13 protein-coding genes are annotated in these 17351 nt (G+C 52.0%); 6 read left to right on the top strand and 7 right to left on the bottom strand.

Annotation, left to right across the window (positions count from 1 at the left end; translation table 11 throughout):
- The first annotated feature begins 12 nt into the window (after positions 1-12).
- Positions 13-861: an SPOR domain-containing protein gene (locus tag ACIDE9_RS04000; protein ID WP_411992894.1), complete on the top strand. Its 849-nt coding sequence runs from the start codon at positions 13-15 to the stop codon at positions 859-861.
- A 69-nt stretch (positions 862-930) separates the two neighbouring features.
- Here ACIDE9_RS04000 and lpdA read toward each other — a convergent pair whose 3' ends face one another.
- Positions 931-2715, bottom strand: a complete 1785-nt coding sequence (gene lpdA / locus ACIDE9_RS03995; protein ID WP_411992892.1) for a dihydrolipoyl dehydrogenase — start codon at positions 2713-2715, stop codon at positions 931-933.
- A 76-nt stretch (positions 2716-2791) separates the two neighbouring features.
- Positions 2792-3265: a hypothetical protein gene (locus tag ACIDE9_RS03990; RefSeq protein WP_411992890.1), complete on the bottom strand. Its 474-nt coding sequence runs from the start codon at positions 3263-3265 to the stop codon at positions 2792-2794.
- 216 nt (positions 3266-3481) lie between these two features.
- Here ACIDE9_RS03990 and ACIDE9_RS03985 point away from each other — a divergent pair, with 216 nt between their 5' ends.
- From ACIDE9_RS03985 to ACIDE9_RS03970, 4 genes are read left to right on the top strand one after another with little or no spacing between them, the layout of a single operon-like run.
- The gene (locus tag ACIDE9_RS03985; RefSeq protein WP_411992888.1) at positions 3482-5050 is read left to right on the top strand and encodes a hypothetical protein; all 1569 of its coding nucleotides are present in this window, start codon (positions 3482-3484) and stop codon (positions 5048-5050) included.
- 42 nt (positions 5051-5092) lie between these two features.
- A complete protein-coding gene (locus ACIDE9_RS03980) occupies positions 5093-7654 on the top strand; it encodes a glycosyltransferase (protein WP_411992887.1) in 2562 nt (853 codons plus the stop codon).
- Complete coding sequence (locus ACIDE9_RS03975; protein WP_411992885.1) at positions 7627-8769, top strand: PA0069 family radical SAM protein; 1143 nt, start codon at positions 7627-7629, stop codon at positions 8767-8769. Before ACIDE9_RS03980 ends, ACIDE9_RS03975 begins: the two co-directional genes overlap by 28 nt.
- 5 nt (positions 8770-8774) lie before the next feature.
- The gene (locus tag ACIDE9_RS03970; protein WP_411992884.1) at positions 8775-9185 is read left to right on the top strand and encodes a gamma-glutamylcyclotransferase; all 411 of its coding nucleotides are present in this window, start codon (positions 8775-8777) and stop codon (positions 9183-9185) included.
- Positions 9186-9268: 83 nt separating this feature from the next.
- Here the strand turns inward: ACIDE9_RS03970 and aceF are convergent, their stop codons facing one another.
- Both aceF and aceE read right to left on the bottom strand, forming a co-directional pair.
- Positions 9269-10606 carry a dihydrolipoyllysine-residue acetyltransferase gene (gene aceF, locus ACIDE9_RS03965; RefSeq protein ID WP_411992883.1) on the bottom strand — a complete coding sequence of 446 codons (1338 nt, stop codon included), beginning with the start codon at positions 10604-10606 and terminating at the stop codon, positions 9269-9271.
- Positions 10607-10633: 27 nt separating this feature from the next.
- Entirely contained in the window at positions 10634-13303 is a 2670-nt protein-coding gene (gene aceE, locus ACIDE9_RS03960) for a pyruvate dehydrogenase (acetyl-transferring), homodimeric type (protein WP_411992882.1), read from the bottom strand.
- A gap of 311 nt (positions 13304-13614) precedes the next feature.
- Between aceE and ACIDE9_RS03955 the strand changes: the two genes are divergently transcribed.
- Positions 13615-15078 carry a M17 family metallopeptidase gene (locus ACIDE9_RS03955; protein ID WP_411993295.1) on the top strand — a complete coding sequence of 488 codons (1464 nt, stop codon included), beginning with the start codon at positions 13615-13617 and terminating at the stop codon, positions 15076-15078.
- Here the strand turns inward: ACIDE9_RS03955 and ACIDE9_RS03950 are convergent.
- From ACIDE9_RS03950 to ACIDE9_RS03940, 3 genes are read right to left on the bottom strand one after another with little or no spacing between them, the layout of a single operon-like run.
- Entirely contained in the window at positions 15075-16301 is a 1227-nt protein-coding gene (locus tag ACIDE9_RS03950) for an FAD/NAD(P)-binding oxidoreductase (RefSeq protein ID WP_411992880.1), read from the bottom strand. The two genes, ACIDE9_RS03955 and ACIDE9_RS03950, sit on opposite strands and share 4 nt — an antisense overlap.
- Before the next feature lie 36 nt (positions 16302-16337).
- Entirely contained in the window at positions 16338-16757 is a 420-nt protein-coding gene (locus tag ACIDE9_RS03945; protein ID WP_411992878.1) for a TIGR01244 family sulfur transferase, read from the bottom strand.
- Between the two features lie 42 nt (positions 16758-16799).
- A complete protein-coding gene (locus ACIDE9_RS03940) occupies positions 16800-17165 on the bottom strand; it encodes an ArsR/SmtB family transcription factor (RefSeq protein WP_194754160.1) in 366 nt (121 codons plus the stop codon).
- Positions 17166-17351: the final 186 nt, after the last annotated feature.

Raw genomic sequence — 17351 nt, 5'->3', positions numbered from 1 at the left:
AAGCGCACAATAATGAAAAGACTATTCTGGATATTGCTGTTAGCCAACGCGGCGGTGTTTGCTTATTTCAAGCATGACGCATCGTTGTCGGCAGTCAGCAGCCTTAAGCCTGAGATACATCCTGAACAAATCAAATTACTCAATGCGCAAGCGCTGGCATCTTACCCTAAGCGCACGGTGGCAGTTGCAGCTGCACCCGAGCCTGTTGTAGTGCCTGAGGCGGCTAGCAACTCATCTGCCATGACACCTAATTTGTCTAAAACAGAAGTTGTAGCTCCGGAAAATAAGGCCCCTGAAAACAAGACCAGTGACGTAAAGCCGGTTGAACCTAAGCCTACTGAAAAAACAGCGGTGGAGAAAGCAACCACAGCCAAAACAGTGGAAACACATGTAGCAGTGCAGACCGCATGTTACGAATGGAGTGGTTTTAATATGGCACGGGTGACTGAAGCTGCCAGCTTGGCACAGCAAATTAATATTAAAACGCAAACCAATATGACCAGCACCGGCCAGGAGAGTGTGCGCTACTGGATTTACAAACCGCCCCTGGCGACGGCCGAAGCTGCGCAAACCAAGGCTGAAGAGCTGCGCAAGCTCGGTGTTGAAGACTTCTTTATTGTGCAGGATGATCCTAAATGGCGTAACGCGATTTCGTTTGGCGTATTCCGCGACGAAAAGCTGGCAGATAAACTCATGGCTGACCTGAAAAACAAAGGCGTAAAGTTGCTGATCAAGGCGACGCGCAATGGTGGTCAGGCGGTCATCAAACTACAGCAAGTGACACCACAACAATTCGCCAGCTTGCAAAAATCCCGCTCACATTTCCCGGATAGCGTATTAAAAGAAATTCCTTGCCAGTAAGCATGGGATTCTCCAAACAAAAAAGCCCGCAATTGCGGGCTTTTTTGTTGTGGCAAGGCTACGAAGCCCCTAGCGCTTTTTCGGCGGCAACATATCGGTAATGGTGCCTTCTTTAAGCTCTGCGGCAAAGCAAACAGTTTCAGACAGCGTCGGGTGGGCGTGAATGGTCAGGCCCAGGTCATGCGCGTCTGCGCCCATTTCAATCGCCAGCACAGCTTCAGCCAGCAATTCACCGGCGTTGATGCCGACAATGCCAGCGCCAATGACGCGATGCGTGTCTTTATCAAAAATCAGCTTGGTGGCACCTTCGGTGCGGGCAATTGATAACGCACGACCACTGGCTGCCCACGGGAAGCTGGCTTTTTCGATCTCTATGCCTTTGGCTTTGGCTTCAGTTTCGGTCAGGCCAACCCAGGCAATTTCAGGGTCGGTGTAAGCGACAGAAGGAATCACGTTGGCGACAAACTCAACTTTATGACCAGCAATAACTTCAGCAGCTACTTTGGCCTCATGGGTTGCTTTGTGCGCCAGCATGGGTTGGCCGACAATGTCACCGATGGCGAAAATGTTAGGTACGTTAGTTCGCATTTGTTTGTCGACCGCAATAAAGCCACGGTCATCCACAATCACACCTGCATTCTCTGCGCCTATGTTTTTACCGTTCGGGCGGCGGCCAATGGACACCAGGACGCGGTCGTATTTCTGTGTTTCTTTTGGCGCGTTAGCGCCTTCAAAATCAACGTAAATGCCGTCAGACTTGGCTTCCAGCTTGGATACTTTGGTTGAGACCAAGATGCTTTCAAAGCGTTTTTCCATACGCTTTTGCAAGGGGCGGATCAGGTCGCGGTCCGCGCCTGGAATCAGGCCATCCATAAATTCGACGACGCTGACTTTGGTGCCTAGTGCATCATATACCGTCCCCATTTCCAGGCCGATAATGCCGCCACCAATGACCAGCATACGTTTCGGAATATCAGCCAATGCGAGTGCGCCTGTCGAGTCCATAATGCGCTCGTCTTCTGGCGCGCCAGGGAATTTTGTTGCTTGTGAACCGGCTGCGATAATCGCGTTTTCAAAGCCAACCAGGGTGACTTTACCGTCAGCCGCAGTCACGGCAATCTGGTTAGGGCTAGTGAACTTGCCGACACCACTCACGACAGTGACGCCACGCGCTTTGGCCATTTGTGCCAAGCCGCCGGTCAGCTTGCCGACCACGTCGTTGGCTTTCCAGTTGCGCAGTTTGTCGAGGTCGATATTCGGTTTTCCGAAACTGAGGCCGTGATGTTCGGTTTCTTCGGCTTCGGTAATGACTTTGGCTGTATGCAACAGGGCTTTGGACGGGATGCAACCTACGTTGAGGCAAACACCGCCCAGGGTTGGATAACGCTCAACCAGCACGACTTTCAAGCCTAAATCTGCGGCACGGAAGGCTGCGGTATAGCCGCCAGGGCCTGAGCCTAGCACCATGACCTGACAGCTTACGTCATTATTGCCTGTTGCAGCTGCTGGCGCCGGGGCTGTTGGGGCTGTTGGGGCTGTTGGTGCGGTTGTTTGGGCTGTCGGGGCAGTGGCTTCAACAGCAGCGGCAGGTTTTGACTCAGCCGTCGCGGCCTGGACACTTTCTACCACTAAAATCAGGCTGCCTTTGGCGACCTTGTCACCGACCGCAACTTTGAGTTCTTTAACGACACCCGCGTGTGAGGAGGGGATGTCCATGGAGGCTTTATCAGATTCTACCGTGATCAGGGAATCCTCTTTGGCGATGGTGTCACCCACGGCCACCAGCACTTCGATGACATCGACGCTGTCAAAATTGCCGATATCCGGCACCAATATTTCAACCATTTGACTCATGAAAACCTTATATTTCGATTAGTTTTGCTATTTTATCACCAAAAGAACAAGATCACTTTGGGGCTGTCTACACAGACTAATGTCTGCCAGTCGCGCTGTTCGCAGGGTGTGTGGCTGGCACTGGTCTCATTGTGCAGGTTTCATGGCCGTAGTTGCCGCCTGTGTCATCTGGTTCGTAATAATCGTTTTTGAAGGTCCAGCCATTTTTGCCGACCTTGGTGAATTGGCCCATGCCAGTGGAGAACTCGGCATATTTTGCATCAGACAGTTTAAATGTCATGGCCAGTTGCTTGCCACGCGTAATGGCTTGACCGGTGTAGCTTTGCTTGTTTTCCGTGTGTGTTGCCAGGTCGTATACAGACACTTGGGACGTGCTGTTGCGTCGATTTTTTTTCAAATAAATGGTCACTTCATAGTCACCGACGGTGACGTTGTTGCCTTTGCAGAGGTATTCACCGCTGTAGTCCAGGCTGGCAACAGGCGCAGCAAATGCCGGCACGGAAAAAGATGATAGCAACACGAGTGTGGTCAAGCAGGATTTAACGTTCATATGACTTCTGAGATGGTTGTTTTTGGCGTGAAATTGTTTAAAAGCCAGGGTTTTTAACCTGACTTTTGAATACGTTTCATCATAAGTCGAATTGCCTAATTTACCAAGTCTCTTTTGGAATATTTCTGAGGTTTTATCAGGGTTTGTAGGACGCATCCCGGGGGTATTTGTGAGAGAATGCAAGCTATTTTTTAAGGAATTCCGTTTCAGGGGATCATGTTGCAGCGTTTGTTATCTCGAATTTCACCAGTTGTCTGGCTGGCCCTGTTCCTGATGGGGTCGATTTTCTATCTCTGGCGCTTGCAACAGCCGCAAGCGTTGGTAGAAGTGGCCGCAGAGGCTCTGCCCTTGCAATGCGTTTCTTATGCGCCGTATTACAAACCTGGCATGAACCCGACGATTAAAGATAGTTTTGTCGATCCGCTGCAGATTGAACAAGATTTACAGGCGCTATCTAAAGTCACGCGCTGCGTGCGGACGTACTCCGTTGGCCAGGGGCTGGATTATGTGCCAAAAGCGGCGCAAAAATTGGGCATGAAGGTTATTCTAGGTGTCTGGATCGGCTGGGTGGATGCGCTCAACCAGTCTGAATTGCAATTGGCAGTGCAACAGGCTAACCAATACCCTGATACAGTGCGTGGCCTGGTGGTCGGTAATGAAGTGTTGCTGCGCGGTGAACAAACCGAGCCGAAAATGCATGAATATCTGCAATGGGCCAAAGCGAATACCAAGGCGCCCATTACTTATGCAGATGTCTGGGAGTTTTGGCTCAAGCATCCCACGCTGGAGCAGGATGTCGACTTTGTGACTGTACATATTTTGCCTTATTGGGAAGACAAGCCTGTGGCGATTGAGCAGGCCGTCGCGCATACGGCGTCTGTCATGGGGCATTTGGGCACGGTATTTAAAAAACCGATTCTGATTGGTGAGACCGGCTGGCCATCACAAGGACGCCAACGCTTCTGGTCCAAGCCGAGTGCGATCAACCAGGCACGTTACATGCGTGAGTTTTTACAAGCGGCGCACGTAAATCATTGGCAATACAACGTGATTGAAGCAGTTGATCAGCCATGGAAGCGTGAGCTGGAAGGCACGGTTGGTGGTTATTGGGGTGTGCTGGATACGGATTTGCAGCCTAAATTTGACTTGCAAGGCCCTGTAGCAGAGCGCGCCGATGGTTTTAAACCTTATTTAGTTGCGTTGCTGCTTGCTGTGGCCGCGGTCGCCTGGGGACAATATAAACGCGTTCCTGTAAACCAAATGTTGTTGCTGGCGTTGACTGGCGGAGTAGTCGGCTTGCACGCCTATTTGCAGGTGGGTTATGTGCAGCTGGCTGCACGCAATAGTGGTGAGTATGCCATGTTGGGTGGCCTGGTATTGCTGGGTTGGACATTAGTGCTGATGCAGTTATGGCAATGGCTGGATTTAGGCACCAAGCCTTGCGCAGAGCAATCACTGCTGCGCTTATTGGCGCTGGCATTTTTGCTGACCAGTGCCGGTCTGGCGATTAATGGACGCTACCTGGATTTTCCGCTGATCCTGGTTGCTTTGCCATTGGTGACTGTTGCTATTTCAATCATCACCACGCCTTTGCGTGCCGGAGCCCAGTCAGCCTTGCCTGCGGTGGGTATTTGGCTGACAACGGTGATGCTGGTGCTTGCGGCCACGATGGCGATTGCGGTGGCCATGTCAGAGCCTGGCAATGTGATTGCCTGGTGGTGGTGTGCCGCATGTGGCTGGGCGCTGTTTTTGCTGCCTGCCAGAAGCCTGCAGCTTAGCCAATAAAAATTTAAATAAATACATCAGACATGATGGAAAGAGTGAGAAGTGATCGTTTCTTGGTTTAAAAAACTGGTACCCGGGTTGGTGTTTGCCATCCTGTTCTCGGCGCTGCATTTCGGCCTTTGGGCCCTGGCTAACCGTGCGTTGCCGCTGATTAGCGTGAAACCTACGGTGAATGGATTTGCCTATTCTGGCTATCGCGCCAATCAAAGCCCGTTGGATGGGCAGCATCCAAATACGGCCGAGCTGGCACAAGACCTGGATCTGATGCATAAGCACACACGTCATATCCGCATGTATTCATCGCTGGACTTGAATGAAGTCGTGCCGCTGGCGGCCAGACGCAATATGAACGTGATTGCGGGGGCCTGGATTGATACCGACAACCAGAAAAATACCCGCGAGATCTCTGCGTTGCTGGAAAAACTGGAAAACTACAGCAATATTGACCGCGTGATTGTCGGTAACGAATCTTTATTGCGTAACGATTTGCCAGTACAGGCCCTGATCGGCTACCTGGATTTTGTCCGTGAGCACAGCAATGTGCCGGTATCAACCGCAGAGCCTTGGCATGTCTGGCTCAAGCACCCGGAACTCGTTAAGCATGTAGATTATATCGCCGTGCATTTGCTGCCATACCACGAAGGTGTGCCGGTGGAAAAAGCAGTGCAATACACGATTGAGCGTTACAACCAGCTCATGCAAGCCTATCCACGCAAAAAAATCGTGATTACCGAGGTGGGCTGGCCTAGCCGCGGACCGGCGATTGGTGCTTCTGTCGCCAGTGAAGTCAACCAGGCGCGCTTTATTCGCGAGTTTTTAGCGCGTAACTCGATTGAAGACCTCGACTTTTACCTGATGGAAGCCTTTGACCAGCCTTGGAAAGTCGCGCTGGAAGGTTGGGCGGGGGCGTATTGGGGCATGTATAACGCCGACCGTCACCAGAAATATTCGCTGCAAGATGCGGTGCCACCGAGTACGCGCTGGATTGCGAAAGCGACCTGGTCTAGCTTGCTGGCCTTTATTCCACTGATGTTGATTGCCTGGCGTTTCAAGCACTGGGGCATAGGCGGTGTCTTGTCGATGGCCGTGCTGTTCCAGGCCTGTATTACCACACTCACCATTGCCTGGAACCTGCCTGGCGATTACTACTACACCCTGCGTGATTTTGTGGTGCTCATCGGCCTGATCCTAGGTATTGCATTGACCTCTATGGTGTTGATGATTTATGCCGCCGAGTTTAGCGAGGTGATGTTTAAACCTGCCTGGCGCCGCCTGTTCAAGCGCGCACAACCCTTGCCTGCAGATCAGGAATTGTTTGTGTCTATTCATCTGGCCTGCTACAACGAGCCGCCGGAAATGGTGATTGCCACGATTGATAGTTTGCGCAATCTTAACTACACGCATTACGAAGTGATTGTGGTGGACAACAACACCAAAGATGAAGCTAAGTGGAAACCACTGGAAACTTATATGGCGACCATGCCGGATAATTTCCATTTCTACCATTTGCCTTCCTGGCCAGGCTTTAAAGCCGGTGCATTGAATTTTGCGTTGGAGAAAACACATCCTGATGCGCAGGTGGTGGGCGTGGTGGATGCCGATTACGTGGTGACGCCGGACTGGCTGTCTGACCTGGTGCCACACTTCCAGGAGTCACAAGTGGCGGTGGTGCAAGCGCCACAAGCGCACCGTGAGTGGGAAAATCATTTCTTCCACCGCATGTGTAACTGGGAGTTTGAGGGCTTTTTCCGTATTGGCATGCATCACAGGCATGAGCGCAATGCATTGATTCAACACGGTACCATGACCTTGATTCGTGCAGCGTCTTTGAAAGGCTTTGGTGGCTGGTCGGAATGGTGTATTTGTGAGGACACCGAGCTCGGTTTACGCTTGCTTGAAAACAAAATGGAGCTACGTTACATCGATGAGACTTTTGGTCGTGGTCTGACGCCAGCCAACTTCAAAGCACTCAAGTCGCAGCGTAATCGTTGGGCGTTTGGTGCCATGCAAATCCTCAAGCACCATATGCCCAAGCTCATAGGCAAATCAACATTGGACTTTAGCCAGCGCTATCACTTCCTCACTGGCTGGTTTGGCTGGTTCGGAGAAGCGTTGCAACTGTTGTTCACCATCGGTTCTATCGGCTGGACCATTGCCATGCTGGCGTTCCCTAAATACTTCAGTTTGCCAGTGGTGGTCATGATTGTGCCTATTCTGTGCTTCCTGGCGATCAAGGCGATCCTGGGGCCGGTGCTGTACCGCAAAACCATGCATTGCAGCTGGATGGATATTTTTGGCGCGTCGCTGGCCAGTTTGGGCTTGTCGCATGCAATTGCCAGAGGCATCATCAGTGGTTTGACGCACAAGGCTGGCGTGTTTGTGGTAACGAATAAAACGAAAGCTAAACTCAGCAGTTGGCAGCTGATTGCACCGATTAAAGAGGAGCTGACGATTCTGATTTCCTTGCTGCTTTGCGCCGCTGCCATGCTGTATGCGCGCGGTTTCAGCAACCTGGATGCACAATTATGGGTATCCATGCTGGCCTTGCAATCGCTGCCGTACTGGAGTGCGCTGGCATGTCAATGGATATCAGAACGCAAGTAGAAGCAGAAGGGGAGCCATCTCCTTCTATTATTGAAAAGCCCTTGCTTTACAAGGGACGGGCGGCGCACAGTAACCAGGTGAGCCGCTTTGATCCACACACGCGGCAAGCCATTGATGATGGCTGGGGTAGCCTGGATGAAGACGCCCCGGCCTTGCGTACCGAAGTCATGCTGGATGCGGCGAAAACCGTCATCAATTACATCCAGTCTCCCGACTTGCCTTTTGACCGTACCCTCAACCATTACCGCGGCTGCGAGCATGGCTGTATCTACTGTTATGCACGTCCTACGCATGCTTATTTAGGCTTGTCGCCTGGGCTCGACTTTGAGTCTCGTTTGTTGATGAAAGCCGATGCACCTGAGTTGCTCAAGAAGGAGCTGGCACATGCCAGGTATCAATGTGCGCCGATTGCATTAGGGATGAATACTGATAGCTACCAGCCGATAGAGCGAGAATACCAGTTAACGCGAAAAGTCATTCAAGTGATGGCTGAAGCGAATCATCCGTTTAGCCTGGTGACTAAATCGTCGCTGGTCGAGCGAGATATTGATTTGATCGCACCTATGGCTGCCAAAGGCTTGGCCAGTATTTACCTGAGTATCACTACGCTGGATAGGCAAATTGCGCGCCGCTTAGAGCCGCGTGCGGCCGCACCAGAACGCCGCTTTGAAACGTTGCGCCGTTTGAGCGAGGCGGGAATCCCGACTGGTGTCATGGTAGCCCCTGTGATTCCGGCATTAACTGATTGCGATATGGAGCAGATTCTGCAACAAGCGCATGAGGCTGGTGCCAGAAAAGCTGGCTATGTGTTCTTGCGCTTGCCGCATGAGTTAAGTGATTTGTTTGAGCAATGGCTGCAACAGTATTTTCCGCTTAAAACCAGCCATGTCATGAGTATTGTGAAACAAAGCCGCGGCGGTAAGGCTTACCAAAGCGGCTTTGGCCAGCGCATGCGTGGGGAAGGCGTGTTTGCGGACTTACTGGCTCATCGCTTTAAGCTCAGTTGCCAAAAACTGGGTATGTCAGGCGAACGGCTGGGTTTCCGCACCGATTTATTCAAGGTGCCGGATGCCTGGCGGCAGTCATCGAATAGTCCGCAACTTACATTGTTCTGATGGCCATGCCTGATTTGTTATTTGTTTATGGCACCTTGCGTCACGGTAATGCAAACGCGATGGCTGCTTATCTTGTTGCGCATGCCGAATTTGTCACTGGCGGCTGGTTCCAAGGACAAATGTATCAGATCAGCTATTATCCTGGCGTGATTGCCTCTGATCAGCCGGATGACCGTGTTTTTGGTGAAGTCTACCGTCTCAAGGATGCGCAAGCCGTACTGACCGTGCTGGATGATTACGAGGAGTGCGGTACTCAGCATACGCAACCTGCCGAATATCAACGCGTTAAAACACACATTCTTGCCATGGATGGGAGTGTATTAGAACCGGTGTGGATTTACTTGTATCAATGGCCGTTGGTGGGTAAGGCAAGAATAGCCACAGGAGATTTTATGCAGCAGGCACTGATGACCTAAAACAGTTAGATGATCTAAAACACCCAGATTACCTAAACACAAAGGGCGCTTCAAGCGCCCTTTGTTTTGCATCGCCCAGATGATTAGAGCAACAACCTTCTGACATCACTCAGCATCACACGCAGGTGGCTGGTGAATCTTGCGCCATCTGCACCATCGATCACGCGGTGATCATATGACAGTGACAATGGCATGATCAGGCGTGGGTCAAAGCCGCCGGTGTCTTTGTTGTAGACTGGCTGCATGGCTGCGCGGGATACACCTAAAATCGCCACTTCAGGGCAATTGATAATCGGCGTGAACATGGTGCCACCGATGCCGCCCAGGCTGGAAATGGTAAAGCAGCCGCCTTGCATTTCCTCAACCTTCAACTTGCGTTCACGCGCCTTGGCTGACAGGTCCGCCAAGTCACGCGCAATGTCCATCACGTCTTTCTGGTTCACGTCACGTACCACAGGTACTACCAGGCCATCTGGCGTATCGCAGGCGAAGCCGATGTTGTAATACTGCTTGAGGATCAGGCTATCGCCTTCTGGGGACAGTGACGCGTTGAAGTTAGGGTAGGTGCGCAATGCATTGACCACTGCCTTCATCAGGAAAGCCAGCAAAGTCAATTTAACGCCACGCTTCTCGGCTTCGGCCAGCATGGACTTGCGGAAGTCTTCCAGGTCTGTAATGTCAGCTTCATCGAACTGCGTCACATGCGGGGCAGTGACCCAGTTACGGTGCAGGTTGGCCCCAGACAGTTTCTTGATGCGTGACAGTGGTTTGGTTTCAATGGTACCAAACTGGCTGAAATCGATCACTGGCATCGGCAAGGTGCTTAAGCCGCCGCCCATGTTTTCTGAACGCGGCTTGGACAACTCACCTTTGACGTAAGCTTGTACATCGCTTTGTACAATACGGTTTTTGGGACCTGTGGGTTTCACTAGTGACAGGTTGACGCCCAATTCACGCGCAAACTTGCGTACAGACGGGCTGGCGTGCGCCAGTTTGCCGCTGCTGCCTACACTGCTGGCTGCCACCGGGTTAGGGGTAGCTTGCGGCTGAATCACTTGCGGGACTTCAGCCACAGGACGGGTAGGCTCAGGAATCGCCACTTTGGCTTCGTCTACAGTGACTGTCGCGACCACTGGGGTGGCTGTCGGTTGTGCGGCTACTTTTTCTGCTGGCGCGGCTTCACCTGCGGTATCCAGCGTCAGGATCAGTGCACCTTGCTTGGTTTTATCACCCACTTTAATGTGGATTTCCTTGACTACGCCTGCCAGTGAGGAAGGGATGTCCATGGAGGCTTTGTCAGACTCCACGGTAATCAGTGAGTCTTCCTTGGCGACGGTGTCGCCTACGCTGATCAAGACTTCAATGACGTCGACACTGTCAAAGTTGCCGATATCCGGCACCAGTACTTCTTTGATAGACATATTTTGTATGTTCCTTATGTCGCGACTTTAGATCGTGGCCGGGTTGGCACGAGTAATGTCGATATTATATTTTTTAATCGCTTCAGTCGCTTTGGCTGCTGGCAGTTTGCCGTCGTCAGCCAGTGCTTTCAAGGCAGCCAGTACCACATAGTAGCGGTCGACTTCAAAGAAGCTACGCAGTGCTTCACGTGAGTCGGAGCGGCCATAACCATCGGTGCCCAGGGCGACAAAGCGGTTAGGCACATAGTTGTGGATCTGGTCAGCAAACGAACGCATGTAGTCAGTGGAGGCAATGACCGGACCTTCTGCTTTTGCCAGAGCTTGAGCGACATAGCTCAGTTTTGGTTTGGCTTCCGGGTTCAGCAGGTTATGACGCTCGGCATCAATCCCGTCGCGGCGCAGCTCGGTAAAGCTGGTCACGCTCCATACGTCGGCAGACACGCCCCAGTCTTTTTCCAGCAACTCGGCGGCGGCAATCACTTCACGCAGAATCACACCGGAACCCATCAACTGCACTTTAGGGCCTTTGGCCTTGGACTTGCTGAAGCTGTACATACCTTTCAGGATACCCTCGGCACTGCCTTCCGGCATGGCTGGGTGGGTGTAGTTTTCGTTCATCAGGGTGATGTAGTAATACACATCCTCCTGGTTTTGCACCATGCGGCGCATGCCTTCCTGGATGATCACTGCCAGCTCGTAAGCAAACGTTGGGTCATAAGACACGCAGTTTGGAATCGTCGCAGACATCAGGTGGCTATGGCCATCTTCGTGCTGCAAACCTTCACCGTTCAAAGTGGTACGGCCTGCGGTAGCACCCAGCAGGAAGCCACGTGCACGGCTATCGCCAGCAGCCCAGGCAAAGTCGCCAATACGCTGGAAGCCGAACATTGAGTAGTAAATGTAGAACGGAATCATCTGCGTGCCGGTGACGCTGTAAGACGTCGCCGCTGCCAGCCAGCTAGCGAATGAGCCTGCTTCGTTAATACCTTCTTCGAGAATCTGGCCACTTTGAGATTCTTTGTAGAACATCACCTGGTCAGAGTCTTGTGGCTCATACAGTTGGCCGACAGAAGAGTAAATACCCAATTGACGGAACATGCCTTCCATACCGAAGGTACGCGCTTCGTCCGGCACGATAGGCACTACATATTTACCGACTTGCTTGTCACGTACCAGCGTAGACAGGATACGTACGAACGCCATGGTGGTCGAGATTTCACGCTCACCGGTGGCACCCAGCATGTTTTCGAATGCGGACAACTCAGGTACGGTCAGTTCGTTACCTTTACGGCGGCGGCTAGGGACAAAACCACCCAGCGCAGCCCGGCGTTCCATCATGTACTTGATTTCCGGGCTGTCTTCAGCCGGACGGTAGTAAGACAGGTTCTCAACTTGTTCGTCAGTCAATGGCAGATCAAAACGGTCACGGAAAGCCTTCAGTGACGCGATATCCATGCTCTTTTGCTGGTGGGTGGTGTTCTGACCTTCGCCAGCTTCGCCCATGCCATAGCCTTTAACTGTTTTGGCCAAAATGACGGTCGGCTGGCCTTTATGGTTCACTGCAGACTGGTAAGCCGCAAACACTTTGTGCGGATCGTGACCACCACGGTTCAGGCGCCAGATATCCGCATCGGACATCGCCGCCACCATTTCACGCAGCTCTGGATATTTGCCAAAGAAGTGCTCACGTGTGTATGCGCCACCTTTTTGCTTGAAGTTCTGGTACTCGCCATCCACGCATTCTTCCATGCGTTTGCGCAGAATACCGTCTTTGTCCATGGCCAGCAGAGGATCCCAGTAGGAGCCCCAGATGACCTTGATCGCGTTCCAGCCAGCACCACGGAAGTTGGATTCGAGTTCCTGGATAATTTTGCCGTTGCCACGTACTGGGCCATCCAGACGTTGCAAGTTACAGTTAATGACAAAAATCAGGTTGTCCAGGCCTTCACGTGCAGCCAGGGAGATTGCGCCTTGTGATTCTGGCTCGTCCATCTCGCCGTCACCGCAGAATACCCATACCTTACGGTCAGCCGTATCGGCGATGCCGCGGTTATGCAGGTATTTGAGGAAACGTGCCTGGTAAATACCCGCCAATGGGCCCAGGCCCATGGACACGGTTGGGAACTGCCAGAAATCTGGCATCAGCCAAGGGTGTGGGTAGCTGGATAAGCCATTGCCACCCGTTTCCTGGCGGAAGTTGTCCATTTGCTCTTCAGAGATACGGCCTTCGAGGAAAGCACGTGCGTACACGCCTGGGGAGGAGTGACCCTGGAAGTAAATACAGTCGCCGCCAAAGCTTTCGTTGGCTGCGCGGAAAAAATGGTTAAAACCAACGTCGTACAGCGTTGCAGCTGACTGGAAGCTGGCAATATGGCCGCCAATGCCTGGCGATTTTTCGTTGGCGCGCAATACGGTCATGATCGCGTTCCAGCGGATCAGTGCACGTACACGGCGTTCCATCTCCGGGTCACCTTGCAGTTTGCCCTGCAAGTGGGTAGGGATGGTGTTAACGTAAGAGGTGGTTGCCTTGTAAGGCAAATGGCCACCGGAACGGCGAGCCTGATCAATCATTGCTTCCAGCAGGAAGTGGGCGCGCTCTGGCCCTTCATTCTCAATGACGGCACTGAGGGCTTCTAGCCATTCTTGCGTTTCTTGTGCGTCTGTTTCATTGAGGTGTGCTTGCGAATGCGTTGCCATGCGTGAGGATTCTCCGAGTTTTAAGTCGCTATGCGTATAATCTAGCACTTAGCATCAAGCACTGGGCCTTGCCTAGCGCTGAGAAAGTATTGATTACCAAGAAGGGATTCCGAAATTGGATACTGCTTTTATGGTATCACGTTGCTGAATATTATGGATGAGTCCCAGCAACCTAGCTATCAACTGTAAGTGTCTCTTTTTTGGCGCTTTTGGTCAAGTTTTGCATGTGTTGGACTTGCTTGATTACAGGCTTGTCCATAGACATTTGCTACGTTTATTTAATGTTTTATATAAGAGTGTTTTATAACAATATGCGCATAGAGTGGTCCCAAACTTCCGAAGTGAATTCAAGCTTGTTGTCAAGCTACGCCAGGCATATTCTGGTCGTGGTTGAAGAAAAATTACTGTCCTCTGTGCCATTTGCTGATGGCCTGGCAAGCCGGTTGCAACGTGCCGGCATGACCGTGGTAGATTTAAAAGACAAGCCACTGACACTGGAATTGGCAGACGGTGCATTGGTTAGCCTGTGCCAGTTAGACGCAACGGCACCTACATTTACCATGGCCACGGCACTGCGTGCGGCAGTCAAACCACTCTTGGCCGAGCATCCGGAACGGATCGCACTGGCAGTGATTGCCAAGAAACAGGCATCCCTGTTTGCCAGCTTGGCTGCCTATGTCACGCTGGTGAATGCGCAGGCGCTGCCAGTGTTAAAACAAAAAACATCCAGCCAAAAGTTGCGTGACATCGGTGTGTTTGGTGTTGCAGATATCGACTGGAAAGAAGAAGTGACTGCGCTGGTCGCTGGCAACACGGTATGCCGCGCATTGACCATGACGCCGCCCAATATGTTGACGCCCGCGCTTTACCGGCAATGTTTGCAAACCATGGCCAGTGAAAAAGGCTGGCAATATGCTGAATGGGACACCGATGCGCTCAGGCAATTAGGTGCGGGTGCCTTTGTGGCTGTCGCGCAAGGCTCTGAGCCACAAGACGCCGCCATCGTTAAATTGTCTTACCGACATCCACAAGCCGAAAAAACACTGGCGTTGGTGGGCAAAGGCATTTGTTTTGATACCGGCGGCCACAATTTAAAGTCAGCCAAATATATGCAGGGTATGCACCAGGATATGAACGGCAGCGCGGTGGCGGTGGGGGTGTTACAGGCCATCAGTGCGCAGCAACTGCCAATCAATGTCGATTGCTGGCTGGCCCTGGCGCAAAACCATATTGGCCCCAATGCTTATAAACAGAATGATGTCATCACTGCCCTGAATGGCATGACGATTGAAATCGTGCACACCGATGCCGAAGGTCGGATGGTGCTGGCGGATACCTTAACGCTGGCGAGCCGCGGCAAACCCGATGTGATGATTGATTATGCAACGCTGACAGGTAGCATGCAAACCGCGTTGGGCTCACGTATGAGCGGGATCGTCGCGAATCAGCCTAAGTTGGCGCAGCAAATGGTGGAGGCGGGCGCAGCCAGTGGTGAGCGCGTGGTGGCTTTCCCTTATGCTGAGGATTACGACAGCGAACTGGATAGTGACATTGCTGATATCAAGCAGTGCACCATGGATAGCGATGCCGACCATATGCTGGCGGCGCGCTTTTTGGGCAAGTTTATTGAGGGCGACGTGGATTGGTGCCATATTGATCTGTCGTCTTACAGCCATAAAGATGGCCTGGGCGCCGTGGCCAGCGAGGTGAACGGATTTGGCGTTGCACTTACCTTGCAATGGCTACAGGCTTTTATGGCAGGCAAAGGGCGTTAACCGCAGGCACCGCAGCGCGCCAGCCACTCACGGCCCTTAAGCATCAGGTGCCAGTAAAGCGGTGGTAACACATATTTTTTGAGTAACCAGGCGCTACGGCGTGGTTTGGTAGAGTCCCACGGCAAAGTTGGTACGATTTTTCCGCCATAGCCAAATTCGGCCAGGATGATTTTGCCTTTTTCTACCGTCAGTGGGCAGGAGCCGTAGCCGTCATAACGTGAAGGCAGGGCTTGCCCGGCACGCGCTGCCAGCAGGTTCTCGGCAGCGATCACCACTTGCTTGCGTGCCGCAGCGGCTGTTTTAGCATTCGGCGTGTTGGTGCAATCGCCAACGCCGAAAATGTCCGGATAGCGCACATGTTGCAGGCTGTGCTGGTCAACCTCTACCCAGCCATCGGCATTGGCCAGTGGGCTTTGCTTGATGAAGTCCGGCGCAATTTGTGGTGGCACCACATGCAGCAAGTCAAACGTCTCACTGACTCGGCTGATATTGCCTTCGGCATCCTTGATATTAAACCAGGCTGTTTTGCCCGGGCCATCGACCTCGACCAGCGTGCTGTTCAAATGCAAGTCCACTTGGTAGCGACGGATATACTGCATTAAAGGCTCTATATATTCTTTCACGCCAAACAGGGTAGGTGTCGCGCTGTAGAACGAGGCTTTAATGTTGCCTAAACGACCTTTACCCAGCCATTCTGCACAGGATAAATACAGGGCTTTTTGTGGGGCGCCAGCACATTTAATCGGCATTGGTGGTTGGGTAAACAAGGCTTTGCCAGACTGCAATTGTTGCACCAGCTGCCAGGTGTAGGGCGCCAGGTCAAAGCGGTAATTAGAGGTCACGCCGTGTTTGCCCAGTGTCTCTGGCAAGCCCTTGATGCCTGCCCAGTTGAGCGTCAAGCCAGCCGCAACCACTAGTTGCGCATATTGAATCGTGCCCAGTTTGTCGGTAATGACCTGCTTTTGTTCTGGTTCGAACTTGGTCGCTGCGGCTTGCAACCAGGTGATGTCCGCGGGAATGCAGCCAGCCATGGCGCGCACTGTTTTTTGAGCATCAAACTCACCGGCACCGACCAGTGTCCAGGCAGGCTGATAAAAATGCTGGTCAGACGGTTCTATGATGGCAATGTTGAGTGCTGGGGCGCGTTTTTTCAGGCTGGCAGCGATGGCGCAGCCAGCGGCACCGCCGCCTACAATGACAATGTCGAATTTGGATGTACTCATGGTATTGATTGATCTTGCTTTCTGCGTTGTTGTTATTTAATCGTTAAACCAGCTTTTGACTTTATTGATCAAGCCATCTTGTGTCGCGGGCTGGCTGCAACAGGCGGGTTTGCTTGCTGCTGGCGCCTGTGATGCCAGTTGATAGACTTGATTAGCCCGGTTGCCCGTGCGGCAAAAGCCCACTACTGGGCCGGGATGTGCGCTCAATAGTGACTGTAATTGTTGTGCATGTGCGGCTTGGATCTGGTTAGGCACCACTGGGATATGTGCATAGGCGATGCCCAGGCTCGCTGCTTTTGCCGCGAGGGTGGCGCTGGTGGGTTGCGATTCACCACCTTCGCCATCTGGCCTGAAATTCACCACCAGTGTGATGCCTTGTGCGGCCAGTGTGTCTAAATCAGATTCGGTTAACTGGTCGCTGACACTGTAGCGTTGATCTATTGATTTAATATCCATATGTTTTAATGTCCTGCGTTTTCAAATCTATGTTTAAAGTGCCTATGCGCTTTTGAGTTGCGCGGTGTCTGTCTTTTGGGAAAACGCCTGCTTTTGGCAAAATTCGCGATGTAGCACCTGAATCACCGCCAGGGCGGCTGGACTGCCTATGCTGTAAAACACATTTTTGCCTTCGCGCCGCGTGCTCACCAGTTGCGCTTCGCGTAACACCGTTAATTGTTGCGACAGGCTGGGTTGCCTTAAATTCAGCCTGGTTTCCAGCTCGCTGACCGATTTCTCGCCCTGTGATAATTGACATAGCAGCATCAACCGATCAGTGTTCGCCATTGCTTTCATCAACTGGCTGGCCTGATCGGCTGAAGCTCTTAACTGGTCAAAAAGATCCACCGCAATATCCGACGTTTGCATAATACCCCTAGAATCATCATTTATTTTTATACTTCATTTATACGTTGAAATTCCATCATAAACCTGTTGTCACAGATTGTGTACGCTTTCACACTTAAGTGATTGACCGTGAGCATGATTTGAAATCAATCTATGGTAAAGTTTGTCGCACAAATTAAAAGTGAGGGCCGCTGCGACGGTCTTCAC

The organism is Methylophilus sp. 'Pure River' (assembly GCF_046765995.1).
Taxonomy (GTDB): domain Bacteria; phylum Pseudomonadota; class Gammaproteobacteria; order Burkholderiales; family Methylophilaceae; genus Methylophilus.
This window is presented reverse-complemented; position numbering and strand designations above follow the sequence as displayed.